Raw genomic sequence first — 24,601 nt, 5'->3', positions numbered from 1 at the left:
AGAGTGGCTTAGCGTGCGCTAGCTCTCAGAGATCATTGACCGAGCGCTAAGTCCGTGGTAGAGCTTTTAGCGATCGATAAGTACACCGCTGGGAACGTCTCCGGCCCGCACGCTGCACTTTCGAAAGGATCGTCATGACCAACGCTGTCATCGTCGACGTCGTCCGTACCGCTGTCGGTAAGGGCAAGCCGGGTGGTGCCCTGTCCGGCACCCACCCCGTCGAACTCCTCGCCCACGTCCTGCGCTCGCTCGTCGAGCGTAACGACATCGACCCCGCGCAGGTCGACGACGTGATCGGCGGCTGCGTCGCCCAGGTCGGCGAGCAGTCCCTCAACATCTCGCGCACCGCGCTCCTCGCCGCCGGTTTCCCCGAGTCGGTGCCCGCGACCACCATCGACCGCCAGTGCGGATCGAGCCAGCAGGCCGCGCACTTCGCCGCGCAGGGCATCATCGCCGGTGCCTATGACATGGTCATCGCGTGCGGTGTCGAGTCGATGAGCCGCATCCCGATGGGCACCGCCACCCTCGGCAAGGACACCCACGGCCCGAGCATCCGTGCCCGCTACCCCGAGGGCCTGGTCAACCAGGGCATCTCGGCCGAGCTCATCGCTGCGAAGTGGAAGTTCGACCGCGACGCGCTCGACGCCTACTCCGCGCAGTCGCACCAGCGTGCCGCCGCCGCCCACGAGGCCGGCCGCTTCGACAAGGAGATCGTCCCGATCACCGTCGAGAACGCAGCCGGTGAGCAGGTCGAGCACACCGTCGACGAGACGATGCGCGCCTCCACCACCGCCGAGGGCCTCGCCGGCCTGAAGCCGTCCTTCTACACCGAGGAGTACGCCGCCAGGTTCCCCGAGGCGCAGTGGGTCATCACCCCCGGCAACTCGTCGCCGCTCACCGACGGTGCGTCGGCCGCGCTCATCATGAGCGAGGAGATGGCGAACAAGCTGGGCCTGACCCCGCGCGCCCGCTTCCACTCGTTCTCCGTCGCCGGCGACGACCCGGTCTTCATGCTCACCGCCCCGATCCCGGCCACGCAGAAGGTGCTCGCCCGCGCGGGTCTGGGCATCGACGACATCGACGCCTACGAGGTCAACGAGGCGTTCGCGCCCGTGCCGCTCGCCTGGGCGCACGAACTCGGTGCGGATCCGGCCAAGCTCAACCCGTGGGGTGGCGCGATCGCGCTCGGCCACGCACTCGGCTCGTCGGGCACCCGTCTGTTGTCGACCCTCGTCAACCACCTCGAGGCCACCGGCGGTCGTTACGGCCTGCAGACGATGTGCGAGGGCGCGGGCATGGCCAACGCCACCATCATCGAACGTCTCTGACTTCTCGAAGTCTCGAAGATCTCCGAACCGCAACCACTCTCGAAAGGGTAATCAATGATCGTCAACGACAGCGTCGCCGTCGTCACCGGTGGTGCCTCCGGCCTCGGTCTCGCCACCGTCAAGGCCCTGCTGAACGACGGTGCCCAGGTCGTCATCATCGATCTGCCGTCGTCCAACGGTGAGACCATCGCCAAGGAACTCGGCGACCGCGTCCGCTTCGTCGCCGCCGACGTCACCGACGAGGCCGCCGTCACCGAGGCCCTCGACGTCGCCGAGTCGCTCGGACCCGTGCGTGTCGCGGTGAACTGCGCCGGCATCGGCAACGCGATCAAGACCGTCAGCAAGAAGGGTGCCTTCCCGCTCGACGCGTTCAAGAAGGTCGTCGATGTCAACCTCTTCGGCACGTTCAACGTCATCCGTCTCGCCGCCGAGCGCATCGCGAAGACCGAGCCGATCGACGGCGAGCGCGGCGTCATCATCAACACCGCTTCCGTCGCTGCTTTCGACGGCCAGATCGGACAGGCCGCCTACTCGGCGTCCAAGGGCGGTGTCGTCGGCATGACGCTGCCGATCGCCCGCGACCTCGCGTCGCTGCTCATCCGCGTCGTCACCATCGCACCGGGCCTGTTCAAGACCCCGCTGCTCGGCTCGCTGCCGGAGGAGGCCCAGGCCTCGCTCGGCGCACAGGTGCCGCACCCGGCCCGCCTCGGCGATCCGTCCGAGTACGGTGCCCTCGCCGCGCACATCGTCTCGAACCCGATGCTCAACGGCGAGGTCATCCGCCTCGACGGCGCGATCCGCATGGCTCCGCGCTGATCCGATCCGCATGGCTCCGCGCTGACCCGAGCACCGACTGTGAGAGGAGGGGGTCGATGACCCCGGCATACGAGGCCGAGGAATCCGACACGCCCCACGCGGACGTGCCGTGCGCGGACTGGCGTGAGTTCCAGCCTCTGGGGCTCGACCCCATCCTCGAACACGCCCTGGAAGCATTCAGCGAGAACGGCTTCCACGGCACCACCGTCCGCGACCTGGCCGGCCGGGTCGGCGTGACGGTGCCCGCGCTGTACTACCACTACGAGAACAAGGAAGCCGTTCTCGTCACGCTGCTCGACGCCGCCGTCCTCGACCTCATCGACCGTGTGTCGGCCGCGGTCGCGGACGGCGGCGACGACCCGGTCGCCCGCTTCGTCAACGCCGTCGAGGCGATCGTGCTGAACATGACCCACCGCGCACAGCGTTCGGGCCTGGATTCCGAAGTGCGCCACATTTCCCCGGAGAACCGCCGGACCTACGCCGCGACCCGCAAGCGTCTCGAGCTGATGATGCTCGACCTGGTGCGCGAGGGCGTCGAACAGCAGGTGTTCGACGTAGACGACGTCGAGGAGGCCGTGCGCGCCCTCCTCGGGATGTTCCAGTCCATCGTCCGCTGGTACCAGCTCGGCGGTCCCCTCACTCCCGCTCGGATTGCCCAGCGGTACATCGTGATCGCACTGCGGGTCGTGGGTCACCACCCGGCCGCCTGAGAGTCTTTCCAACCACCTCCACGCAAGGAGTCCATGCCGTGCTGACCACCGCCTTCACCGAAACCTTCGGCGTCCGCCATCCCATCGTGCAGGGAGGGATGCAGTGGGTCGGCCGTGCCGAACTCGTCGCAGCGGTCGCCAATGCCGGCGCGCTCGGCATGATCACCGCTCTGACGCAGCCGACCCCCGAGGATCTCGCTAAGGAGATCGAACGCACCCGCGAGCTCACCGACCAGCCGTTCGGCGTCAACCTCACGATCCTGCCGGCGATCACCCCGCCGCCCTACGAGGAGTACCGCCAGGTCATCATCGACTCCGGTGTGAAGATCGTCGAGACGGCCGGATCGAATCCCGCGCCGCACCTGCCCGACTTCCACGCTGCCGGAATCAAGGTGCTGCACAAGTGCACCAGCGTCCGGCACGCCGTCAAGGCGCAGGACATCGGTGTCGACGGCATCAGCATCGACGGTTTCGAATGCGCCGGGCACCCCGGTGAAGACGACGTCCCCGGCCTCGTGCTCATCGCCGCCGCGGCCGAGAAGATCACCATCCCGATGATCGCCTCCGGCGGCTTCGGTGACGGTCGTGGTCTGGTCGCGGCCCTCGCGCTCGGCGCCGACGGCATCAACATGGGCACCCGCTTCATGTGCACCGAGGAATCGCCGATCCACCGCACCATCAAGGAAGCCATCGTCGCGGCGAGTGAGACCGACACCGAGCTCATCTTCCGTCCGCTGCGCAACACCGCCCGCGTCGCGAGCAACACCGCCAGTCGCGAGGTCGTCGAGATCCTCGACCGCGGAGGACAGTTCGAGGACGTGCGCGAACTCGTCGCCGGTGCCCGCGGCCGCCTCGTCTACGAGAACGGCGATCCCGAGGCCGGCATCTGGACGGTCGGTACCGTCCAGGGAATCATCCACGACATCCCCACCGCGGGGGAATTGGTCGAGCGCATCGTCGCCGACGCCGAGAGTCTCATCGCGGAGCGTCTGAGCGGCATGATGTCGCGCGTGAACGCCTAGGAAGCCATGAAACGCACCCATTTCGACGACGATCGCGAGGTGTACCGGGAGACCGTGCGCGAGTTCCTCGCCCGCGAGATCGAACCGAACTACGAGCGGTGGGAGGAGGAGCGCCTCGTCGACCGGTCGGCGTGGATCGCCGCGGGCAAGTCCGGCATCGTCGGCCTCGGGGTACCCGAGGAGTTCGGCGGTTCGGGCGTGACCGACTACCGCTTCCGGCACATCGTGCAGGAGGAGATCGCGCGCACCGGAACGACCTCCTTCGGCGCCGGACTCGCACTGCAGGACGACATCGCGATCCCGTACATCCTCCACCTCGGCACCGAGGACCAGAAGGCGCGCTGGCTGCCGGCACTCGCCACCGGCGAACGAATCGGCGCGATCGCCATGACCGAACCGGGCGCCGGATCCGACCTGCAGGGCGTGAAGACCACCGCCGTACGCGAGGGTGACGAGTGGGTGATCAACGGACAGAAGACGTTCATCACCAACGGAATCCACTCCGATCTCGTCATCGTGGTGTGCCGCACCGATCCGAACGCGGGGTCGAAGGGCTTCTCGCTCATCGTCGTCGAGCGCGACACCCCCGCGAACGGCTGTGCCGTCGAGTTCGCGCGTCACCGGATCCGGGTCAACAGCGTGCTGCCGGGCCGGATCGCCACCGACATGACCGGTCCGTTGCAGGAGTCCGACGTCTTCAACTCGAACGTCATCGGCCGTGTGCCGCTCGGCCGGTGGGGCACCCCGGAGGATTTCGAAGGCATCGCCGTCTATCTCGCGAGCGATGCGTCGTCCTTCCAGGCCGGCAGCACGACGCTCATCGACGGTGGCTACAGCATGTTCTGACCGGTCCTAAGCTGGTCCGGTGAACCAGCACCCCGCGATTCGTGACCGTGTGATCAGAGTGAGCGCCGTCGTTCTCCGCAACGCCGCCGGTGAGGTGCTCACCGTGCGGAAGCGGAACACGTCGCGGTTCATGCTGCCCGGAGGAAAGCCGGATCCGGGGGAGACCCCCGCCGAGACCGCCGTGCGCGAGTGCGCCGAGGAACTGGGCGCCGAACTGGATCTGTCGTCGTTGCGTCTCGTCGGGGTCTTCGACGCCGAGGCCGCCAACGAGCCCGGTTACCGGCTCGAAGGAACCGTCTACGAACACCCGCTCGTGGAGGTCGCCGGCGCCGCCGCGGAGATCGCGGAGACGCGCTGGCTCGACCCGGCGGCCCTTCCGCTGCCCGACGATCTCGCGCCGCTGCTCGAGCACCACGTCCTTCCCGCTCTCGCCTCGGCCTCCCGATAATCCTGTTTCCGCAGAGGTATTGCGCAGTTCTCATCCATGGGGAAATGTGATGAGAGCAGTCACCTCGCACATCACGGAAGGTCTCCCATGGCGCTCACCGCTCTGCTCGAACTCGAATTCAAGGCCGACTCCCTCGACGACGCGAAGAAGGTCATGACCCGCGTGCTCGACGAGACGCGACAGTTCGACGGATGCGACGGCATCGAGATCCTTGTGGATCAGAAGAACGAGGCCCGTTGGGTGGTCATGGAGAAGTGGCGCTCGGCCGAGCACGACGCCGCCTACCGCAAGTTCCGCGCCGGCGAGGGTGCCATCACCGAACTCGGACCCCTCCTGGCGGGAGCGCCGAAGCTCGAGCACTTCACCACCCTCTGAGTCCCCCACCGGAGCGCGGGCGGAGTCGGTCGTCACCCGGCGGAACGCGGACGGTAGGGTGACCCCCGGGGCGGACGTGTGCCGTTTGCCTCGAAGTGACATCGACTGTGGAGGTAACCGGGCATGTTGGAACTCTTCGGCGTCATCGTCGTGTGGCTCACCGTGGCCGTCGTCGCTGTCGGAACCGTCATCATGTTCGTCGTGTCGACGCTCAGCCCGCACTTCGGTCAGCGCAAGGCCAAGGGACCCCGCCTCGACAAGGCGACCGCGGCCCGCAACAAGTAGCACCCGGTACCGATCGCGAAGAGCGCCTCAGCCCCAGCCCAGCTGGTGGAGGCGCTCTTCGTCGATTCCGAAATAGTGCGCGATCTCGTGGACGACAGTGACCAGTACCTCGTGCACGACGTCGTCGTCGCTCTCGCAGATGTCGAGGATCGCGTCGCGGTAGATCGTGATCGTGTCCGGTAGCGATCCCGCGTAGTGGCTGTCGCGCTCGGTCAGCGCGACGCCCTGATACAGACCCAGCAGGTCGGGTTCTTCCTCGTGGCGGGGCTCGACGAGGACCACGACGTTGTCGATCGCCCGCGCGAGTTCGCGGGGGATCTCGTCGAGCGCTTCCGAGACGAGCTCCTCGAAGTGCTCGTCCTCCATGTGCACCGGCACGTCACGACCCCGGCAGGGGAACGGCGCCCGGCAGCGGCGTCGGCAGCGACCGGCCTTCCGGCACGGGCGGCGGCGGCACGGGCGGCTGGCCGTCGATGAGGATGTCGCCCTTGGCGCTGCCGGTGATCGACGAGAATCCGCCCCCCTCGACCTGCTTGCCGATCGAGCAGTTCACCTTGCGGCTGCCGGCGAGCCAGCTGTCGTAGTCGAGGTTGTCCCAGAACAACGTGAGGGTCTTGTTGCGCAGAGCCTCGGGGTCGCCGAGGTACTCGTTCACCAGGCGCGTGCAGGTCTCCTCGAGATAGCCGTCCTGGTCCTCGATGCTCGGCAGACCGCCCGGGAACTGCCCACCGAGGTCGACGACCGCGACGACCTCGAAGGCGTGCGGCTTGGAACACTCCACCGGGTCGGCAGGCACACCGTTGTTGATGCCGATGCAGACGCCGACGTCCCAGGCCCGCGACTGGTCCTGATCGGCGACCCGGCCCTTGATGGGGAGCAGGTTGCCGGTGGTCGACGAGAACTGCAGGCCGCACCGCAGCGTGCGTTCGCCGGCCGCCCAGCCCGCCTCGCCGGGGTTGATGAGGCCGATGCTGAACTTGCCGTGCGGGTCGAACCGGCCGTCGAGATAGTCCATCGCGGCGGGTGCGCACTGCTCGTCGCGCAGCTCGGTGAAGCGTGTGACCGACGGGAAGCGTGATCCCGGTCCCCATTCGGTGCCGGGATACAGGCTCAGGTCGATGTCGGCGACCACCTCGAACAGATGCGTCTCGGCGCAGTCGACCTTCGCGAGGTCGCTCGCGTCGAGAGCACTCCAGGTCAGGCAATCGCCGGTGGTGGCGGTACCGAACGCTTCCCCCGCGACCGCGCCGGTCGTGCTGATGTTGGCGCCGGCGCTGTCGTCCCCGCTGCCGGCGCCCTGGAACCCCGCGACGACGAACGTCGCGATCGCCGCCAGGACGGCACCGGCCGCAACGAGCACGAGGGCGCGTCGGGTCAACCGCGCCGAGGGCGGGCGCCGGTCGGGCTTGGGCTTGTTGTCTTCGGCCATCACTTCCATCATGCCTGTTCGAGTGGACGCAGGTAGTTTCGGCTCATGGCCGACGACCCGATCGATCCCGAGACTCTCGAGATCGCCAAGCAGACCTTCGACGCCGCCCGCCAGGGAGACGTCGAGACCCTCACCGCGTACGTCGACGCCGGAGTACCGGTGAACCTCACCAACGAGACCGGCGACACGCTGCTCATGCTGGCGTCCTACCACGGTCATGCCGAGGCCGTACAGGTCTTGGTCGAGCGGGGAGCCGACGTGAACCGGCTCAACGACCGCGGCCAGTCGCCTCTCTCGGGGGCGGTCTTCAAGGGCGTCGAGGCAGTGGTGCGGGTGCTCGCCGAGGCCGGTGCCGACCCGCGTCACGGGCACCCCACCGCGGAGGACACAGCGAAGATGTTCGGGCGCGACGACTACCTGGAACTCTGGCAGCGGTAGGCTTCGATTCCGTGATCGACCTCAAGTTCCTCCGCGAGAATCCCGACGCCGTCCGCGAGTCGCAGCGTATGCGGGGAGAGGACCCGGGCCTCGTCGACGTGCTGCTCGAGGCCGACGCCTCCCGTCGTGCCGCTGTCCTCGCCGGCGACAACGCACGCGCCGAGCAGAAGGCCCTGGGCAAGAAGGTCGGCAAGGCGTCTCCCGAGGAGCGCCCCGCGCTGCTCGACGGCGCCAAGGAGCTGGCGGCGAAGGTCAAGGAACTCGAGGCCGAGCAGCACGCCGCGCAGGAGGCCTTCGATCGCGCGCACCTCGCGATCTCCAACGTCGTGCAGGACGGCGTGCCCGCCGGCGGCGAGGACGACTTCGTCACGCTCGAGACCGTCGGCGAGCTGCCCACCTTCGACTTCGAACCCAAGGACCACCTCGCGCTCGGCGAGTCGCTCGGGCTCATCGACATGGAGCGCGGCGCGAAGGTCTCCGGTGCCCGGTTCTACTTCCTCACCGGTTACGGCGCGCTGCTCCAGCTGGGTTTGCTGCAGCTGGCCGCCCAGAAGGCCACCGCGAACGGGTTCACCATGATGATTCCGCCCGTGCTCGTGCGCCCCGAGGTGATGCAGGGCACCGGCTTCCTCGGCCGGCACGCCGACGAGGTGTACCGACTCGAGGAGGACGACCTCTACCTCGTGGGCACCTCCGAGGTGCCGCTCGCGGGCTACCACTCGGGCGAGATCCTCGACCTGTCGAAGGGGCCGAAGCGCTACGCGGGCTGGTCGTCGTGCTTCCGTCGCGAGGCGGGCAGCTACGGCAAGGACACCCGCGGCATCATCCGCGTGCACCAGTTCGACAAGGTCGAGATGTTCGTCTACTGCCGCCCCGAGGAGGCCGCGGCGGAGCACGAGCGTCTGCTGGCCTGGGAGCGCGACATGCTCGCCGCCATCGACGTGCCGTACCGCGTCATCGACGTCGCCGCCGGCGATCTCGGGTCGTCGGCGTCCCGCAAGTTCGACTGCGAGGCCTGGGTGCCCACGCAGGAGCGCTACCGCGAGCTCACGTCGACGTCGAACTGCACGACCTTCCAGGCGCGTCGCCTCAACATCCGCTACCGCGACGAGAACGGCAAGCCGCAGACCGCCGCGACCCTCAACGGCACGCTCGCGACCACCCGCTGGCTCGTCGCGCTGCTCGAGAACCACCAGCAGGCCGACGGTTCGGTCAAGGTGCCCGAGGCTCTCGTCCCGTTCGTGGGACGTGAGGTGCTCGAACCCGGCGCCTGAGAACTGTCAGCGCAGGATCAGGCAGGTGGTCGAACCCGTCGCGAGCAGGCGGCCCTCGGAGTCACGGGCCTCGCCGCGCGCCGTCGCAGTGCGACGTCCGGTGTGCTCGCAGAAGCCCTGCACACGGATGACGCCCTTGCCGGTCTGCACCGGACGCACGTAGCGGACCTGCAGGTCGAGGGTCGTGTACCCGACCCCGGCCTCGAGGGTGCTCGACACGCAGAAGCCCATCGCGGTGTCGAAGAGGGTAGCGAGCACGCCGCCGTGGATGCTGCCCACCGCGTTGGCGTGGAACTCCTGCGGCTCGAGGGTGACCTCGGCGAAGCCCTCGCCGGCATCGGTGACGGTGAAGCCGAGCGTGCGGGAGGTGGGGTGGTGCGGGATCGTCCCGTCCATCAGCCCGCGCAGGAAGTCGAGTCCGTGCATGTCGCGGTTGGCCGCCGACGTCGGTGCCGGGTCCTCCCACGTGTAGGTACGCTGCCGCTGCTGTTGCTCGTCCGTGCTCACGATGACCGACCGTATCCCACCTCCGGAGGGGTGACATGTGGAGCCGGGCGTGCCATTCTCGTTGCATGCGCCGTCGATGTTGATCCGATCCGGTGACCTCGCTGTCCGCGCGGGTGGTCGCGTACGCGTCCGTCCGTGAGTTCGTGCCGCTCTACGGCCTGTACGCGTTGCTGTTCGAGGATCACGGTCTCGACACCCGTTCCATCTCCTCGCTGTTCGTCCTGTGGTCGGTGGTCGCCTTCGTCTCCGAGGTGCCGTCGGGTGCGTGGGCCGACACCGTCTCCCGTCGCGGTCTGCTGTTCGGCAGCGGAGCCCTGCTCACGGCAGCGTTCACGATGTGGCTGGTGTCGCCCGGTTACTGGGGATTCGCGCTCGGTTTCGTCCTATGGGGCATCAGCGAGTCGATGAAATCCGGCACCTTCGAGGCCCTCGTGTACGACGAACTCGTCGCGCGCGGGTGCGAACACCGGTACGCGGCGATCATGGGATACGCCAACGCGGGTGAGATGACGTGTGTCTTCGTCGCGATCCTCACGGCGGCACCGCTGTTCGAACTCGGCGGCTACGCGCTCGTGGGCTGGGTGTCGGTCGCGATCACCGTCGTCGACATCGCGCTCGTGGGAACGCTTCCCGCCGCACCGAAGGTGGAGGAGGCCGATGAGATCGCCGGCAGAGGCGACACCGTCCTCGTCCGCTACATGTCGTCGCTGCGCGCGGGAACGTCCGAGATCCGCACCGACCGGGTGGTGCGACGATCGGTCGTCCTCGCGGCCGCCCTGCTCGCCTGCCTCGCCTTCGACGAGTACTTCGCTCTCCTCGCACGCGAATCGGGAGCGGAGACCGGATTCGTGCCGGTGCTGGTCGCGCTGACGGCCGTCGGACAGGTGGTCGGTGCCGCGACCGCCGGACGGACTGCGACGATGAGCGGCCGCACCATGGGTGCCGTCGTGATCGTCGGATCGGCACTGATCGCCGGTGGTGCACTCGCCGGGGGGATCGCCGGATTCACGGCGATCGGTGTGGGCTACGGCGCGCTGCACAACACGGCGATCGTCGCCGAGGCGCGCCTGCAGGACACGATGTCCGGTCGTGCCCGCGCGACCGTCTCGTCCGTCGTCGGCCTGACGAGCGAGGTGCTGTCGGTGGCGGTCTTCGCCGCCTACGCGCTCGGCTCGCTGTGGTTGCCGATGGCGGCGCTGGTCGCGGTGACGGTGCTCCCGCTGGTCGGGTTGGGCGTGGTCGCGCCGAGGCTGTTGCCCGCGGCGCGACCCGCCGGGACCGAACGGGAGCGGTGACTACCGGATGCGGATCACAGCTTGGTGCTGCGCAGTTCGTGACCCTTCGAGGTCTTGCAGCGGCCCGATTCGAGATCCCACTGCCAGCCGTGCAGGTTGCAGGTCAGCGTGGTGCCGTCGACGACACCGAACTTCGACAGGTCGGCCTTCAAGTGCGGGCAGCGACGCTGGATCTCGTAGCCGCCCAACTCGATCGACGCCGAGTCGTCGTGCGCCTCGGCGAACCAGCCGTCGGCGTACGCGATGCGCTCGTCGGTCAGGCACTTGAAGAAGGTGTAGAGGAACTCGTTGTATCCGCCGATGCGCCAGGCCGTGAACCGGGTGGACAGGAAGATCGTGTTGACCCAGTCGGGCTCGTCGTCGCGCAGAACCGTGCGCACGAGCTCGGGAGCGATACGGAAACCGTAGCGGTACTTGCCTTCTCCCTCGATGGGTTCGCGCACGACGCGCTTGGGGAAGTCGAGCACCACGGTCTCGTCGCCCATCACCAGACCCACCGGGTAACCGATGCCGTCGCAGATGAGATCGGACTGCGCCATGATCGGCTCGAACTTCGCCTTGAGTGCGGGCAGCAGCGGCTCGCCCTCGGCGGGAGCCCAGGCCGCCTTCTGCGCCGCGATCACCGGAGCGAAGCGCTGCGCCATGTCCTCGATGTAGGCGGCCTTGTTCGTGAAGATCGCCTCGACCTGCTCGTCGGGGATCGGGTGCGTGAGCGTCATGTGCTCGCTGCCCTTCAGATCCACCACCGAACCCGGGATCATGAGCAGACCGCCCTCGCGGCCGTGGATGCGCAGTTGCTCGAGGAAGACCTGCTGGTCGGGGAAGATGTTGCCCTCGTCGCCGTGGTCGTCGTTGAGGTCGCGCAGGTCGTCGTCGAGGAAGACCGGCGGACCGGCCGACGGCACGATCCACGTCGCGTCGACCTGGTCGATGTAGCTGCGGCAACGGTCCATGCCGCGCTGGCGCTTCTGCTTGCCGAAGTTGGCCTTGGTCTTCTTCGGGATGTCGTAGACCATCGGGTACCAGATGGCGCCCGAGTACTGCAGCAGGTGGATGTCGATCTTCCCGAACGCCTCGTGCATGACGTCCATGTCGATCGGCCGCGCGTCGTTCATGTTGAACACGGTCGACTCACCGTCGGAGACGATCAGGCCCGAGTCGCCGATCGGTCCGTCGGCCGGCGCACGCAGCGCGATGATCATGATGTCGAGATCGCCCGGCGAGAGCGGAGCCTGCGGAGCGACCTCGATAGTGCCGTGCCGCAGCCGGTGCTTGACGGAGTCGGTGGTCTCGAAGAATTTCGAGAATCCGAGCTTCTCGAGCTCGCGACGCAGGTCCGGTACCGGATAGTCGGGCAGCAGGACGGTCGCGTCCTTGTTGACGTGCTTGCTCAGCGTGTCGGGATCGAAGTGATCCTTGTGCAGATGCGAGACGTACAGGTAGTCGACGTTGCCGAGAGCGTCCCAGTCGAGACCGGTGTTGTCCGGGAAGGGCACCCACGAGGCGAAGTACGCGGGCGTGACCCAGGGATCGCACAGGATGGACCCCGCTTCGGTCTGGATGTGGAAACCGGCGTGTCCGACGCTGGTGATCTGCACTTCGTACCCTCCTGACGTGCTGACCGACGCCTACCAGAGTAGGCGCCGCCCGTCAGTCCACTGCGCCCAGGCAGTACCCGTTGCTGCCCGTGGTGAGCAGGACCACCAGGTCACGGGGTGTACCGGCCTCGACGATCGGAATCGTCACATTCGTGTACACCTCCGAGACCGGGGTGACGGAAGCGGCCGCGGCGTCGAAGGATTCGAGGTCGCCGACGACGTCGGGATCGGTGGCCAGCGGCGGCACTCCGGGGTTCCCGGTGCCCCAGGGATCCCACGTGCCCCGCGCCTCGCACACCAGTGGGTACCGCTCCTCGGTGTCGTCCGGATCCACCGGCGCGCCGATCGCCCGTCCGAGGAATCGTTCGACGGCGTAGCGGGCGTCCTCGTCGGTGTAGCCCGGCGCGCCGGTCGGGTTCACGTACGGGCACGCGTAGCCGGACGAGATCTCGCTGCGCAGGACGGACAGGTCGATGCCACCGGCCGACCACGTCACCGCGTACTGGCCGTCCCTGCCCGGCTGCTGCACCGCGGCGGTGATCGCGTCGACGTCGGCGTACATCTGCCGGGCCCGTTCCGGGGCGATCGTCCAGCACTTGCCCACCACATCGACGCCGCCGACGAGGTCGTTCGTCCATGCCTGCAGCGCCGCGGTGGCGGCGGGATTACCGGGGACGTCCCCGACGACCACCGCGGGCGTCGCGGCGGGGGTGGTCTCCTCGACGGTTTCCGCCGCGGTCGGTTCCGGGCTCTCGGTCGGGATGCCGGACTGCCCGTCGCCCTCGCAACCGGCGACGGTGAGGACCACGGCGACGGCGAGGCCGGCGAATGCGAGTACGTCGGGCTTTCGGGCGAGGGTGCGCACAGTAGTGGCCTTTCGACGATGATCACGGTCGTTCCTCCACCGGGCCCCGCTAGGCTGACCGGCGTGGAACCCTTCTATCGGACCATCATCGGTGTCGCCCGCACGCTCTTCGCAGCGCAAGGGCTGAAGTTCGCGATCACCGGGGCGGAGAACATCCCGGCGACGGGTGGTGCGGTCATCGCGATCAACCACACCGGCTACATGGACTTCACCTACGCCGGGATCCCCGCCCGGGTCACCAAGCGGTACATCCGCTTCATGGCGAAGAAGGAAGTCTTCGACCACAAGATCTCCGGCCCTATGATGCGCGCGATGAAGCACATCCCCGTCGACCGCGGCGACGCCGGCGAGTCCTACCGACTCGCCGTGGAGGCGCTGCGTGCCGGTCAGCTCGTGGGTGTCTTCCCGGAGGAGACGATCAGCCGCAGCTTCGAACTCAAGGCGTTCCGGTCCGGCGCGGCACGGATGGCGAACGAAGCCGGTGTCCCGGTGGTCCCCATGGTCATCTGGGGGTCGCAGCGGGTGTGGACGAAGGGCCACCCGAAGCGGCTCGGACGTACGAACACCCCGATCACCATCGAGGTGGGCGCCCCCATCCATCCGTTCGAGCCGGCAGCGGAGATGACCGCGCAGCTCCACGCGACCATGGAGAAGATGCTTCACCGGGTCCAGGACGGTTACATCCACGAGGACGGTGCCTACTGGGTGCCCCGCCGCCTGGGCGGATCCGCGCCGACCCTCGAGGAGGCGACCGCCCTGGACGAGGCCGCGGCCGCCGAGCGTCGCGCCCGGAAGGCCCGCGAACGTGCCGCCCGTGAAGGTGCTGCCGGTAGCGGCAACGACGACGCAGGCGGCGACCGCGGTACTTCGGCACAATGACGGAGTGAACGCACAGTCGAGTCGAGAGCCGTATCGGGACCACATCACGGACGCGGTGCGTCCTGCTTCCACGGACGCGGTGCGTCCTGCTTTCACGGACGCGTCGCGTCCCGGATTGGTGGCCACGGACGTGGACGGCACCCTGATCGACGACACCGAGAAGGTGTCCGATCGGACCCGCGCCGCGGTACATGCGGTGGTCGACTCCGGTGTTCCGTTCGTCCTGGCCACCGGCCGCCCGCCGCGCTGGATCGCGCCGGTCGTCGAAGAGCTGGGCTACGCGCCCATGGCGGTGTGCGCGAACGGTGCCGTGCTCTACGACAGTTCCACCGACCGTGTGCTCAGCGCCGCGGTGCTCGAGGTCGACGAACTGGCGTGGCTCGCCGAGGTGGCCTCGTCGGTGCTTCCCGGTTGCGGTCTGGCCGCGGAGCGGGTGGGGGATCGGGCCCACGACGCGGCGACGCCGCAGTTCGTCAGCGCTCCCGGTTACGAACATGCCTGGCTGAATCCGGACAACACCGAACTCGCCGAGCACGAGGTGATCAGTGAGCCCGCCATCAAGTTGCTCGTCCGGCTCCCCGGCGCGACCAGCCGGGAGATGGCGGAGGCTCTCGTGCCGAAACTGCACGGGCTGGTCGACGTGACCTATTCGACGACCCACGGGCTCATCGAGATCTCCGCGGCGGGGGTCACGAAGGCTTCCGGTCTCCAGGAGATGGCGCGGCTACTGGGTGTCTCCCACGAGAATCTCGTGGCCTTCGGCGACATGCCCAACGACATTCCGATGCTGTCGGTAGCGCGTCACGGTGTGGCGATGGAGAACGCGCATCCGGACGCGAAGTCGGTCGCAGACGAAGTCACCGCCACCAACGTCGAGGACGGGGTGGCCCGCGTTCTCGAACGGTGGTGGCGGTGACTCGTTCCTACCGGTGCGCTGCGGGTCAGCCCGCGGGCGCCGGTTCGGGTGCCGGTTCCGGCGCAGGTGCCGGTTCGGGTCCGGGCGCAGGAGCACCCTCGGGTGCGGGTCCTGCGACGTCGGCCGGCTGATCCTGCATCGCCTGGTCGTAGGCGTCGTCGTAGGCGCGCAGCACCTTGGTGACGACACCCGTGACCTCGTTGAAGATCAGCGAGCCGAACTCGAAGTCCGAACGCCAACCGTCCGGCACCCGGTACTCGTCGCTGGTGGGCAACCCCAGCTCACCAGCGTCGAGTCCGTTCTTCTCCCACGCCTTGTAGATCTCGCCGAGTACCGTCCACGTGCCGCCGTTCGGTGACGTGTAGATGGCCCCGTTGACGAAATTCACTCGTTCGAAACCGCTCTTGACCGCGGGAAGGATCGAGGTCACCGCCTGTCCGAGCCGTCCGAGTTCGCCGCCCTCGGCGAGCCACTTCTGGACCAGCGGGTGACCGCTGAGGCGGATCAGCTCGTCGACGACACCTTCGGCGGTGCCGGCCGAGCCCGAGGCGAGCGCTCCGACGTTGATGTCCGGCACGTTCGGCGACGGATTGGACGGCGACGGGTTCGAGGGTTGCGGGTTCGAGGGTTGCGGGTTCGACGGCGACGGGTTCGAGGGCTGCGGGGCAGTGCCACCGCCACCGCCCTTTGCCGCAGCGACGGCGATATCGCGGATCTTGCCCATCTGCGAGTAGCCGGCATCACCCGGGCAGCTGGTGTTGCCCACGTCGCGGTGCGCGAAGATGATCGGCAGATCCACCGCCGCACCCTGCGGGTAGGGGGTGAACGATGTGCCCTCGGAGTACATCGTGGTGCGGCCCTTGGGGTTCAGTCCCGCGCGGGCCAGACGCCAGCCGAGGAACTTGCCGACCGACTCCACCGCGGCCTGCGGCGGGGCCTGGGTCGAGAAGTCGCCCATCATCGCGATGCCGTGGGTGTTCTCGTTGAATCCACCCGCGTGTGCGCCCTGGACGTTGCGGTCGAGACCACCGGCGCGGCCCTCGAAGATCTGGCCGTACTTGTCGACGAGGGTGTTGTATCCGATGTCGCACCAGCCGAGCGTGCGTGCGTGGTACGCGTAGATCGCGCGCACGATCTCGGCCGATTCGGCCTTCGAGTAGTTGTTGCTGCCCGCGGTGTGGTGCACGGTCGCGCCACCGAGGGAGTCGTCGTAGGTCGGGGTCTGGCAGCGCATCGACTCGTCGGCGCCCCACTGCTGGCGGGTGATCACCTTCAGGCCGGAGTTACCGAGCGGGCTCGCGATGTCCTCGAGTCGCGCGTCCGCTTCGCTGCTGCCGGGCGAGATGAGCACGGCACTGACCGCTTCGGCGGCCGCCTGCAGCGGGTTCTCGCGCAGCGGCTTGGACGAGGACGCGGGCACGTATCCGAGGTCGGGTGCATCGGCTGCGGGTGCAGCGACCGGCGCGGGTGCCTCGTCGGCGGGGACCGGGGCCTCCGCCGGGGCTGCAGGAGCAGGAGCTTCGGGCGCCGGTGCCTCCGGGGCGGGTGCCTCGGGAGTGGGAGCGGGGGCTTCGGGTGCCGGCGGGGCCTCCGCGCCGGCGAGATTCGGTTCGGGGCCGGGACGCGGCGTCAGCAGTACCTGCACCGCACGGGTGGCACCGACGTAGATCGGCTCCGTGCCCGTGCGTCCCTCGCTGGTGGCGTCGTCGGCGCGCGTCTCGATCGGCTCGGTCGCGGTCCAGGGACCCCAGCTGCCGTCGTCCTGCTGCGCGCGGATGAGCGCGTCGGTGGCGGCGACGTCCTCGGCGGCGAGCGCGACGAGGCTGAACGGGGTGTCGCGGGTGAGTTCCTTGACGGTCGCACCGACGCGCTGGACGAGTCCGCCGTTCGGGTCGGGAGCAGTCGTGATCTGCGGGAGCCCGTCGACGATCTCCTTCAGGCTGAGGTCCGGCAGGTTGAGACCGGTGAGCTCCTCGAGCGGGATGATCAGGTCGGGCACCGAGGCGAGCACGACTTCCGCGATATCGGGTGCCACTGCCTCGACGGTGTCGTTGGCATTCCGGATCTCGGGAGCGGTGCTGGTCAGCCCGGTGACGGCGAAGGGCGTCGCGACGGCCAGGGCGGCGACGGCACCCAGGACGATCGACGGCTTGGGGCGGCGATGCGGCACTGTTTGCTACTCCCTGTCGTTGGTGCTCCAGCGGACGGTTCCGACTTCGGATCGTCCCTTACGTGTCGCTTCCGTGGCCCGGTTCGGACACGAAAGTTCTGTAACTCGTGATTCTTGTGTTGCTTCTGTGACATTTGTTGCCTAGCTCCGTCACTCTTGTCACACTAGACGCAGCAAACCTTAAGCCTCAACCTGAGCTTGAGGATCGGTCGAAATTGTCCGATATCGCGGATCACGAGTTCGCGCCTACAGCGACAACGAGGGAGCAACGTCATGTCACGACAGTCCATCGGGCGCAGAGGCAAGATCCGGAGGCGGCGCATCATCCTCGGCAGGCCGCTGCGCAACGGATGGCGTCCCTCCGTCGCCCGTGCCGCCGCGATCGGGGTCGCTCCCGCGCTGCTCGTCGGAGCCGGCGTGGGCGCGCTCGTCCAGAGCAACCAGGCGGCACCAGGTGTCGTGCAAGCGGTTTCGGCCGACACGCCCTTCACGTTCAGTGGCTTCGGTCACGGCCACGGTCGTGGCATGGGGCAGTGGGGTGCCTACGGCTACGCCCAGGACGGGTGGACCGCCGAGCGGATCATCGGCCACTACTACGGCGGCACCGAACTCGGCACGGTCGACGACGCGATGATCGCGGTCCGTCTCATGGCGCGCGACGACCACACCCTCGACGTCTACTCCGACACCGGCATGATCGTCGCCGGTAAGCAACTCGCGCCCGGCGAGGCCGCGCACCTGACACCCACCCCGGACGGCGGCGCGAACGTCGTCGTCACCGAGGGCTGCAGCGGCGACGTGCTGTGGCAGGCAGCCACCGACCTGCCGTGGGTGGACCCGATCGACCTCGCCGAGGACCGTCCCGCGAACGAACACCTCACGATGTGCTCGGACGACAAGACCTACCGCGGTGCCCTCGGTGTGGTGCTCGACGGCACCGCCCCGCGCACCGTCAACCGCCTCCACGTCGAGGACTACCTGCGCAGCGTGGTCCCCGCCGAGGCGCTGCCCGCCTGGGCCGACACCGGTGGTGCCGAGGCGCTGCGGGCGCAGGCCATCGCCGCGCGGTCCTACGCCCTCGCCGAGAAGCGTCACGAGAAGTGGCAGACCTGCGACACCACGGACTGTCAGGTCTACGGCGGGTCGGGCGTCGAGGATCCGCGCACGGACGACGGTGTGCGCACCACCCGCGGAACCGTCCTGATGAAGGACGGCGAGGTCGTGCGCAGCGAGTTCTCCGCCTCCACCGGCGGCTACTCGGCCGGCGGCACCTTCCCGCCCGTCGAGGACGAGGGTGACAAGGTCGCCCCGAACCGCGAATGGGCCAAGACCTTCACCGCGGCCGAGATCGGCAGCAAGTTCGGCGTCGGCGACCTCCAGGCATTCGAGGTGCTCTCCCGCAACAATCTCGGACCCGAAGGCGGTCGCGTGACCCGGGTCCGCGTGGTCGGCTCCGACCGCACCATCGAAACGACGGGCGCCGAGGCACGGACCAAGCTGGGACTGCGTTCCGACTGGTTCACCGTCAAGGAAGGCATCGACGAGGACGCCCCGGAGATCACTCCGGCACCCGAACCCGGCCCCGAAACCGGCACCGATCCCTTCGGCAGCGGCACCGGCACCTCGCCCATCGAGCAGGCCTATCTGGACCTCGGCGGCGTCGACAGCGTGCTCGGCTCGCCCATCGGCCCCGAGCTGATGCTGCCCGACGAGATCGGCAAGTTCCGGATCTTCACCGGCGGCGCGATCGTGTGGACACCGGACCTCGGTGCTCAGGTCATCGACGCGAGCTTCCTGAAGGACTGGTTCCCGAGCACGGGTAGCGCCGAGTAACCCGACGGCACATCTCGACCGGCCGGTCGCCCCGAACAGGGCGGCCGGCCGGTGGCGTTCCGGCACCGCGACGACGATGGTTGACATTGACGCAACGTCAAGATGCACGCTGGGCGTAGCCGGAAAGAAGGAGGTGGGCACGTGCGGGAATGGTCGATCCAGCAACTGGCACGCGCCGCCGGTGTCACCAGCCGCACACTGCGGCACTACGGCGACGTGGGGGTGCTGCATCCGAGCCGCACCGGCAGCAACGGCATGCGGTTCTACGACGAGGACGCACTCGTGCGTCTCCAGCGCATCCTGCTGCTCCGCGATCTGGGACTGGCCCTGCCCGCCATCCGCGACGTGCTCGCCGGTCACGACGACACCGCGAGCGCACTGCGCACCCACCTCGACCTGCTCGAACACGAGCGCCGGCAGTTGGACCGCCGTATCGCGGCGGTGCGCACCACCTTGGCGAAGACGGAGAGAGGGGAGGAACTCGTGGCAGACGAAGTGTTCGACGGGTTCGACCACACGCAGTACCGGGACGAGGTCATCGAACGGTGGGGCAAGGACGCCTACGACTCGGGCGATCGTTGGTGGCGGGGCATGGACGACGCCGCCAGGCACGACTGGATGAAGCAGGTCGAGCAGCTGAACCATGACTGGATCGCGGCGGCCCGGGCCGGTCTCGATCCGGCGGGCCCCGAAGCGCAGGACCTCGCGCGGCGGCACGTCGCCTGGCTGTCGTCGATTCCGGGCACCCCGGGAGGCGGCACTGCGGCGGGCAGTCCGCGGGAGTACGTGCTCGGTCTCGCCGACATGTACGTCGAGGACGAGCGTTTCGCGGCGAACTACGGAGGACGGGAGGGCGCCGAATTCGTCCGTGACGCGCTCACCTACTACGTGTGAGTGTGACGGCCCTCTCGGTCCGCCCGGACCGAGAGGGCACCTCCGCGACGGAGTCGCATACCCTGGTCTCCCGTGACTGCTGCATCAGCGCCCCAGCCCTCCACCGGTGAGTACGACCTGATCGTCGTCGGCTCCGGATTCTTCGGACTGACGATCGCCGAGCGCGCGGCCACGCAGCTCGGCAAGCGAGTGCTCGTGATCGAGCGTCGCCACCACCTCGGTGGCAACGCATACTCCGAGCCCGAACCGGAAACCGGAATCGAGATCCACAAGTACGGTGCCCACCTGTTCCACACCTCCAACAAGAGGGTGTGGGACTACGTGAACCAGTTCACCGATTTCACCGGCTACCAGCATCGCGTGTTCGCGATGCACAAGGGCCAGGCCTACCAGTTCCCGATGGGTCTCGGACTGGTGTCGCAGTTCTTCGGCCGGTACTTCAGCCCCGACGAGGCACGCGCCCTCATCAAGGAGCAGGCCGCCGAGATCGACACCGCCGAGGCGAAGAACCTCGAGGAGAAGGCGATCTCCCTGATCGGCCGCCCCCTGTACGAGGCGTTCGTCCGCGACTACACGGCCAAGCAGTGGCAGACCGACCCGAAGGAACTGCCCGCCGGCAACATCGCCCGGCTGCCCGTCCGCTACACCTTCGACAACCGCTACTTCAACGACACCTACGAGGGCCTGCCGGTCGACGGGTACACGGCGTGGCTGGAGAACATGGCGGAGAACGAGCGGATCGAGGTCCGGCTCGACACCGACTGGTTCGAGGTGCGCGATGAAGTCCGTGCCGCGAGCCCGGAAGCCCCCGTCGTCTACACCGGCCCGCTCGACCGCTACTTCGACTACTCCGAGGGCCGGCTCGGATGGCGCACCCTCGACTTCGAGACCGAGGTGCTGCCCACCGGCGACTTCCAGGGCACCCCGGTCATGAACTACAACGACGCCGACGTGCCCTACACCCGCATCCACGAGTTCCGGCACTTCCACCCCGAGCGCGACACCTACCCGACCGACAAGACGGTCATCATGCGTGAGTACTCGCGTTTCGCCGAGAACGACGACGAGCCGTACTACCCGATCAACACCCCCGAGGACCGCGAGAAACTCAACGCCTATCGCTCCCTCGCGAAGAAGGAAGCCGCGGACAACAAGGTGCTCTTCGGTGGCCGGCTCGGCACCTACCAGTACCTCGACATGCACATGGCGATCGCGAGCGCGCTGTCGATGTTCGACAACGTCCTCGCCCCGCATTTCGACTCGGGAGCGCCCATCGCCGGGGACGCCTCGTGAGCGCCGCGAAGCACGCGGCCGTCGCGAAGCACGAGGCGGCGAGTACCCCCGCCACGGAGGACGAACTGCTCGGCCGGTCGCTGCTGCAGCGCATCATCCTGCCGCGCCCGGGCGAGCCCCTCGACGTGCGCACGCTCTACCTCGAGGAGTCGCCCACCAACGCGCGTCGCGCCCACGCGACGAGCCGGACGACGCTGGCGATCGGCGCCGAGTCCGAGGTGTCGCTGTGCACCTACTTCAACGCCTTCCCGGCGAGCTACTGGCGTCGCTGGAGCACGCTCGGCTCGGTGGTGCTGCGACTCGAACTCACCGGCCACGGCCGCGTCGACCTGTACCGCAGCAAGGCCGACTCGAGCCGCATCCACGTCACCGGCCGCGAGTTCCGCGGGTCCGACACGGTCGTCGAGATCGAAGCCGACCTGGGGCCGTTCGAGGACGGCGGCTGGCTGTGGTTCGACGTCACCACCGACAGCGAGGTCACGCTGCACGCCGCCGGCTGGTACGCACCTGTCGAGGCGCCCGGACACGCCTCGGTCGCAGTGGGCATCCCGACCTTCAACCGCCCTGCCGACTGCGTGAAGGCGCTGCGTGCGCTCGCGTCCGACCCGCTGGTGATGGACGTCGTCGACGCCGTCATCATCCCCGACCAGGGCACCCGCAAGGTTCGCGACGAGGCCGACTTCGCGGAGGCCGCCGAACCCTTCGGCGACCGTCTCGTCATCCACGACCAGGGCAACCTCGGTGGCTCCGGCGGCTACAGCCGCATCATGTACGAGGCGCTGAAGACCACTTCCAGCCCGTACATCCTGTTCATGGACGACGACATCGAGATCGAACCCGACTCGATCCTGCGCGCGCTCGCCCTGTCGCGATTCGCGAAGAAGCCCATGCTCGTCGGCGGGCAGATGCTCAACCTGCAGGAACGCAGCCACCTGCACACCATGGGCGAGGTCATCCACCGCTCGAACTTCATGTGGGGTGCCGCGCCGAACGTCGAGTACGACCACGACTTCTCCACCAAGCCGCTGCGCGACCGGGAGAACTCGAAGCTCCTGCACCGACGCATCGACGTCGACTTCAACGGCTGGTGGATGTGCATGATCCCGCGTGTCGTCGCGGAGGAGATCGGCCAGCCCCTGCCGCTGTTCATCAAATGGGACGACGCCGAGTACGGCCTGCGGGCACGGGACGCCGGCTACCCCACGGTGACGATGCCCGGCGCCGCGATCTGGCACATGGCGTGGAGCGACAAGGACGACGCCATCGACTGGCAGGCGTACTTCCATCTGCGCAACCGGCTCGTCGTGGCCGCGCTGCACCAGCACGGCGACGCCAAGCCGATGGTGCTCGACACGATCAAGGCCACGATCAAGCACCTCGTGTGTCTCGAGTACTCGACGGTCGCGATCCAGAACAAGGCCATCGAGGACTTCCTCGCCGGTCCGGAGAACCTGTTCGACCTGCTGCCGCGTGCCCTCGGCGAGGTGCACGCGCTCCGGAAGAACTTCCCCGACGCCGTGGTGCTGCCGTCGTCGACCGAACTGCCGATGGCATCCGGCGCCGAGGTCGGGGCCGTCGGACTGCCCGAGGGTGCGGTCGCGAAGGTCAGGCGTCTCGCGAAGGGTGTGCTGCACAACGTGCGCCCCGAGAACCGCGAGCACCACGAGCGGCCGCAGCTGAACGTGCCCACCATCGACGCGCGGTGGTTCCTGCTCTCGCAGGTCGACGGCGTGACGGTCACCACGGCGGACGGTCGGGGTGTCGTCTACCGTAAGCGCGACCGTGCTCAGGCCCAGGCCCTGCTCACCGAGGCGCTCAGGCTGCGACGCGAACTCGCGCGCCGGTTCCCCGAGATGAAGAAGCGGTACCGGGACGCGGTTCCCGCCCTGACCAGCAAGGAGGAGTGGGAGCGTGTCTTCGGAATCGGCAACTGACCCCGGCACTGCGGCTGCACGTCACTGGAAGAGCACCGGCACCGAGGTGCGGGTGCTGCAGACCGTCCAGGCCACCGCCGGTGCCGTACCCGCAGCGACGACGATCGCCCGCGGCATGTCGCACTTCGGTGAGCACGCTCTCGGCTGGATCGCGATCGGCGCCGCCGGCGCCCTCGTCGACCGTCCCCGTCGCCGCAAGTGGGCGAGCGTGGCGGTCGGCGCGTTCGGTGCCCACGCGGCGTCCGTCGTCATCAAGCGGGTCGTGCGCCGTCCGCGGCCGGTGGACCCGACGGTGCAGGTCAACGTGTCCACGCCGAGCCGGCTGAGCTTCCCGTCGTCGCATGTGACGTCCACGACTGCGGCGGCCGTGCTACTCGCCCGCACCACCGGGCTACCCTTTCCCGCGGTGCTCGTGCCGCCCATGATGCTGTCCCGCCTGGTGCTGGGCGTGCACTATCCGACGGATGTACTGGCGGGTGCGGCACTCGGTGCGGCGTCCGCGGCCGTCGTGGCGCGGGCAGAGACGAAGTGGGGAGATCGATGAGCGAGGAACCGGCGCCCGTCAAGGAGGCGCCCAAGAGCCTGGGCGCCGGGATCGTCAAGGCGGTCCGTCCCCGACAGTGGGTGAAGAACGTCCTGGTGCTCGCGGCCCCGATGGCGGCCGGCTCGGTCACCCAGGTGGACGTGCTGCTGCCCGTCGCGCTCGCCTTCGTCGTCTTCTGTATGGCCGCCTCGGGCATCTACCTCGTCAACGACGCGATGGACGTCGAAGCCGACCGTGCACACCCCACCAAGCGGTTCCGGCCCATCGCGGCGGGCGTGCTCCCGGTGCGACTCGCGTACATCCTCGCGACGGTGCTGCTCGTCGGCTCGATCGCGCTGTCGTTCATCGCGAACTGGCAGCTCGCCGTCGTCATGGCGGTGTACATCGGCATCCAGCTCGCGTACTGCTTCGGGCTCAAGCACCAGGCCGTGCTCGACATCTGCATCGTCTCGTCGGGCTTCTTGATCCGTGCCATCGCCGGTGGCGTGGCCGCCGAGATCCCGCTGTCGCAGTGGTTCCTGCTGATCATGGCGTTCGGGTCGCTGTTCATGGCGGCCGGCAAACGGTACGCCGAGTTGCGCCTCGCGACCCGCACCGGCGCGAAGATCCGCAAGTCGCTCGAGTACTACACCGAGACCTACCTGCGGTTCGTGTGGACCGTCGCGGCGACGGCGGTCGTGCTCTGCTACGGCCTGTGGGCGTTCGAACAGGACAACGTGGCCGGTTCCAACTGGTACGCCATCTCGATGGTCCCGTTCGTCGTCGCCATCCTGCGCTACGCGGTCGACGTCGACGGCGGTGAAGCCGGCGAACCCGAGGAGATCGCCCTGAAGGACCGGGTGCTGCAGTTGCTCGCAGTGGTGTGGATCCTGGTGGTCGGCGGTGCTGTCTACCTCTTCTGA

At 68.3% G+C, this 24,601-nt stretch carries 25 protein-coding genes and 1 pseudogene; 20 read left to right on the top strand and 6 right to left on the bottom strand.

Annotation, left to right across the window (positions count from 1 at the left end):
- Nucleotides 1–134 precede the first annotated feature (134 nt).
- The 9 genes and pseudogenes from BO226_RS18410 (at nt 135) to BO226_RS27785 (ending at nt 5,830) form a co-directional block, all read left to right on the top strand.
- Nucleotides 135–1,328 carry a thiolase family protein gene (locus tag BO226_RS18410; RefSeq protein ID WP_064060559.1) on the top strand — a complete coding sequence of 398 codons (1,194 nt, stop codon included), beginning with the start codon at nt 135–137 and terminating at the stop codon, nt 1,326–1,328.
- Nucleotides 1,329–1,382: 54 nt separating this feature from the next.
- Entirely contained in the window at nt 1,383–2,144 is a 762-nt protein-coding gene (locus BO226_RS18405) for a 3-hydroxyacyl-CoA dehydrogenase (RefSeq protein WP_019290368.1), read from the top strand.
- A gap of 56 nt (nt 2,145–2,200) precedes the next feature.
- Nucleotides 2,201–2,854: a TetR/AcrR family transcriptional regulator gene (locus BO226_RS18400; protein WP_006553419.1), complete on the top strand. Its 654-nt coding sequence runs from the start codon at nt 2,201–2,203 to the stop codon at nt 2,852–2,854.
- Between the two features lie 38 nt (nt 2,855–2,892).
- Complete coding sequence (locus tag BO226_RS18395) at nt 2,893–3,876, top strand: NAD(P)H-dependent flavin oxidoreductase (protein WP_064256858.1); 984 nt, start codon at nt 2,893–2,895, stop codon at nt 3,874–3,876.
- A 6-nt stretch (nt 3,877–3,882) separates the two neighbouring features.
- A pseudogene (locus BO226_RS18390) lies at nt 3,883–4,464 on the top strand (acyl-CoA dehydrogenase family protein); the annotation flags it as partial.
- A 51-nt stretch (nt 4,465–4,515) separates the two neighbouring features.
- Nucleotides 4,516–4,722 carry an SDR family oxidoreductase gene (locus BO226_RS28180; protein ID WP_231912064.1) on the top strand — a complete coding sequence of 69 codons (207 nt, stop codon included), beginning with the start codon at nt 4,516–4,518 and terminating at the stop codon, nt 4,720–4,722.
- Nucleotides 4,723–4,771: 49 nt separating this feature from the next.
- Nucleotides 4,772–5,170: an NUDIX hydrolase gene (locus BO226_RS18385; RefSeq protein WP_170318549.1), complete on the top strand. Its 399-nt coding sequence runs from the start codon at nt 4,772–4,774 to the stop codon at nt 5,168–5,170.
- Between the two features lie 87 nt (nt 5,171–5,257).
- A complete protein-coding gene (locus BO226_RS18380) occupies nt 5,258–5,545 on the top strand; it encodes a putative quinol monooxygenase (RefSeq protein ID WP_064256857.1) in 288 nt (95 codons plus the stop codon).
- 123 nt (nt 5,546–5,668) lie between these two features.
- Complete coding sequence (locus BO226_RS27785) at nt 5,669–5,830, top strand: hypothetical protein (protein WP_016933301.1); 162 nt, start codon at nt 5,669–5,671, stop codon at nt 5,828–5,830.
- A 27-nt stretch (nt 5,831–5,857) separates the two neighbouring features.
- Here the strand turns inward: BO226_RS27785 and BO226_RS18375 are convergent, their stop codons facing one another.
- Both BO226_RS18375 and BO226_RS18370 read right to left on the bottom strand, forming a co-directional pair.
- The gene (locus BO226_RS18375; RefSeq protein ID WP_033097890.1) at nt 5,858–6,196 is read right to left on the bottom strand and encodes a metallopeptidase family protein; all 339 of its coding nucleotides are present in this window, start codon (nt 6,194–6,196) and stop codon (nt 5,858–5,860) included.
- A 13-nt stretch (nt 6,197–6,209) separates the two neighbouring features.
- Nucleotides 6,210–7,268 (bottom strand): septum formation family protein, encoded by a 1,059-nt coding sequence (locus tag BO226_RS18370; RefSeq protein ID WP_037217412.1) that lies wholly within the window; start codon nt 7,266–7,268, stop codon nt 6,210–6,212.
- Nucleotides 7,269–7,304: 36 nt separating this feature from the next.
- Between BO226_RS18370 and BO226_RS18365 the strand changes: the two genes are divergently transcribed.
- The gene (locus BO226_RS18365) at nt 7,305–7,697 is read left to right on the top strand and encodes an ankyrin repeat domain-containing protein (protein WP_064256856.1); all 393 of its coding nucleotides are present in this window, start codon (nt 7,305–7,307) and stop codon (nt 7,695–7,697) included.
- Between the two features lie 11 nt (nt 7,698–7,708).
- Nucleotides 7,709–8,971 carry a serine--tRNA ligase gene (gene serS, locus BO226_RS18360; RefSeq protein WP_064256855.1) on the top strand — a complete coding sequence of 421 codons (1,263 nt, stop codon included), beginning with the start codon at nt 7,709–7,711 and terminating at the stop codon, nt 8,969–8,971.
- Nucleotides 8,972–8,977: 6 nt separating this feature from the next.
- Here the strand turns inward: serS and BO226_RS18355 are convergent, their stop codons facing one another.
- A complete protein-coding gene (locus tag BO226_RS18355) occupies nt 8,978–9,478 on the bottom strand; it encodes a PaaI family thioesterase (protein ID WP_006553428.1) in 501 nt (166 codons plus the stop codon).
- A 92-nt stretch (nt 9,479–9,570) separates the two neighbouring features.
- On the opposite strand from BO226_RS18355, the gene BO226_RS18350 reads away from it, so the two are divergent.
- Nucleotides 9,571–10,773 carry an MFS transporter gene (locus BO226_RS18350; RefSeq protein ID WP_064256854.1) on the top strand — a complete coding sequence of 401 codons (1,203 nt, stop codon included), beginning with the start codon at nt 9,571–9,573 and terminating at the stop codon, nt 10,771–10,773.
- Between the two features lie 14 nt (nt 10,774–10,787).
- Here BO226_RS18350 and BO226_RS18345 read toward each other — a convergent pair whose 3' ends face one another.
- Together BO226_RS18345 and BO226_RS18340 are read right to left on the bottom strand one after the other, a co-directional pair.
- Entirely contained in the window at nt 10,788–12,371 is a 1,584-nt protein-coding gene (locus BO226_RS18345; protein WP_019290360.1) for a Rieske 2Fe-2S domain-containing protein, read from the bottom strand.
- A 52-nt stretch (nt 12,372–12,423) separates the two neighbouring features.
- Nucleotides 12,424–13,236 carry a hypothetical protein gene (locus BO226_RS18340; protein ID WP_064256853.1) on the bottom strand — a complete coding sequence of 271 codons (813 nt, stop codon included), beginning with the start codon at nt 13,234–13,236 and terminating at the stop codon, nt 12,424–12,426.
- Nucleotides 13,237–13,299: 63 nt separating this feature from the next.
- Here BO226_RS18340 and BO226_RS18335 point away from each other — a divergent pair, with 63 nt between their 5' ends.
- Both BO226_RS18335 and BO226_RS18330 read left to right on the top strand, forming a co-directional pair.
- On the top strand, nt 13,300–14,115 hold the full coding sequence (locus BO226_RS18335) for a lysophospholipid acyltransferase family protein (protein WP_006553432.1): 816 nt from the start codon (nt 13,300–13,302) through the stop codon (nt 14,113–14,115).
- Between the two features lie 79 nt (nt 14,116–14,194).
- A complete protein-coding gene (locus BO226_RS18330) occupies nt 14,195–15,031 on the top strand; it encodes a Cof-type HAD-IIB family hydrolase (protein ID WP_064256893.1) in 837 nt (278 codons plus the stop codon).
- Between the two features lie 25 nt (nt 15,032–15,056).
- Here the strand turns inward: BO226_RS18330 and BO226_RS18325 are convergent, their stop codons facing one another.
- Nucleotides 15,057–17,201, bottom strand: coding sequence for an N-acetylmuramoyl-L-alanine amidase (locus BO226_RS18325; protein WP_024102670.1), 2,145 nt, complete (start codon nt 17,199–17,201; stop codon nt 15,057–15,059).
- Between the two features lie 273 nt (nt 17,202–17,474).
- Here BO226_RS18325 and BO226_RS18320 point away from each other — a divergent pair, with 273 nt between their 5' ends.
- The 6 genes from BO226_RS18320 to BO226_RS18295 all read left to right on the top strand — a co-directional run bounded on the left by BO226_RS18320 (nt 17,475) and on the right by BO226_RS18295 (nt 24,601).
- On the top strand, nt 17,475–19,034 hold the full coding sequence (locus tag BO226_RS18320) for a SpoIID/LytB domain-containing protein (protein WP_024102671.1): 1,560 nt from the start codon (nt 17,475–17,477) through the stop codon (nt 19,032–19,034).
- A 141-nt stretch (nt 19,035–19,175) separates the two neighbouring features.
- Complete coding sequence (locus tag BO226_RS18315; RefSeq protein ID WP_006553436.1) at nt 19,176–19,928, top strand: MerR family transcriptional regulator; 753 nt, start codon at nt 19,176–19,178, stop codon at nt 19,926–19,928.
- A gap of 72 nt (nt 19,929–20,000) precedes the next feature.
- Nucleotides 20,001–21,221: a UDP-galactopyranose mutase gene (gene glf / locus BO226_RS18310; protein WP_006553437.1), complete on the top strand. Its 1,221-nt coding sequence runs from the start codon at nt 20,001–20,003 to the stop codon at nt 21,219–21,221.
- The gene (locus BO226_RS18305; RefSeq protein ID WP_082921076.1) at nt 21,218–23,155 is read left to right on the top strand and encodes a glycosyltransferase; all 1,938 of its coding nucleotides are present in this window, start codon (nt 21,218–21,220) and stop codon (nt 23,153–23,155) included. Before glf ends, BO226_RS18305 begins: the two co-directional genes overlap by 4 nt.
- A gap of 46 nt (nt 23,156–23,201) precedes the next feature.
- A complete protein-coding gene (locus BO226_RS18300) occupies nt 23,202–23,699 on the top strand; it encodes a phosphatase PAP2 family protein (RefSeq protein WP_024102673.1) in 498 nt (165 codons plus the stop codon).
- Nucleotides 23,696–24,601, top strand: a complete 906-nt coding sequence (locus tag BO226_RS18295) for a decaprenyl-phosphate phosphoribosyltransferase (protein WP_033097846.1) — start codon at nt 23,696–23,698, stop codon at nt 24,599–24,601. Before BO226_RS18300 ends, BO226_RS18295 begins: the two co-directional genes overlap by 4 nt.

The sequence above is a fragment of the Rhodococcus sp. 2G genome (assembly GCF_001886355.1).
Classification (GTDB): domain Bacteria; phylum Actinomycetota; class Actinomycetes; order Mycobacteriales; family Mycobacteriaceae; genus Rhodococcus; species Rhodococcus pyridinivorans.
Note: the sequence above shows the minus strand (reverse complement) of the source record. Positions and strands in the feature narration are given on the sequence as shown.

Coding starts and splice junctions, on each gene's coding strand:
- BO226_RS18410 (WP_064060559.1), top strand. CDS start 135: ATGACCAACGCTGTCATCGTCGACGTCGTCCGTACCGCTGTCGGTAAG.
- BO226_RS18405 (WP_019290368.1), top strand. CDS start 1,383: ATGATCGTCAACGACAGCGTCGCCGTCGTCACCGGTGGTGCCTCCGGC.
- BO226_RS18400 (WP_006553419.1), top strand. CDS start 2,201: ATGACCCCGGCATACGAGGCCGAGGAATCCGACACGCCCCACGCGGAC.
- BO226_RS18380 (WP_064256857.1), top strand. CDS start 5,258: ATGGCGCTCACCGCTCTGCTCGAACTCGAATTCAAGGCCGACTCCCTC.
- BO226_RS27785 (WP_016933301.1), top strand. CDS start 5,669: ATGTTGGAACTCTTCGGCGTCATCGTCGTGTGGCTCACCGTGGCCGTC.
- BO226_RS18375 (WP_033097890.1), bottom strand. CDS start 6,196: ATGGAGGACGAGCACTTCGAGGAGCTCGTCTCGGAAGCGCTCGACGAG.
- BO226_RS18370 (WP_037217412.1), bottom strand. CDS start 7,268: ATGGAAGTGATGGCCGAAGACAACAAGCCCAAGCCCGACCGGCGCCCG.
- BO226_RS18365 (WP_064256856.1), top strand. CDS start 7,305: ATGGCCGACGACCCGATCGATCCCGAGACTCTCGAGATCGCCAAGCAG.
- BO226_RS18320 (WP_024102671.1), top strand. CDS start 17,475: ATGTCACGACAGTCCATCGGGCGCAGAGGCAAGATCCGGAGGCGGCGC.
- BO226_RS18295 (WP_033097846.1), top strand. CDS start 23,696: ATGAGCGAGGAACCGGCGCCCGTCAAGGAGGCGCCCAAGAGCCTGGGC.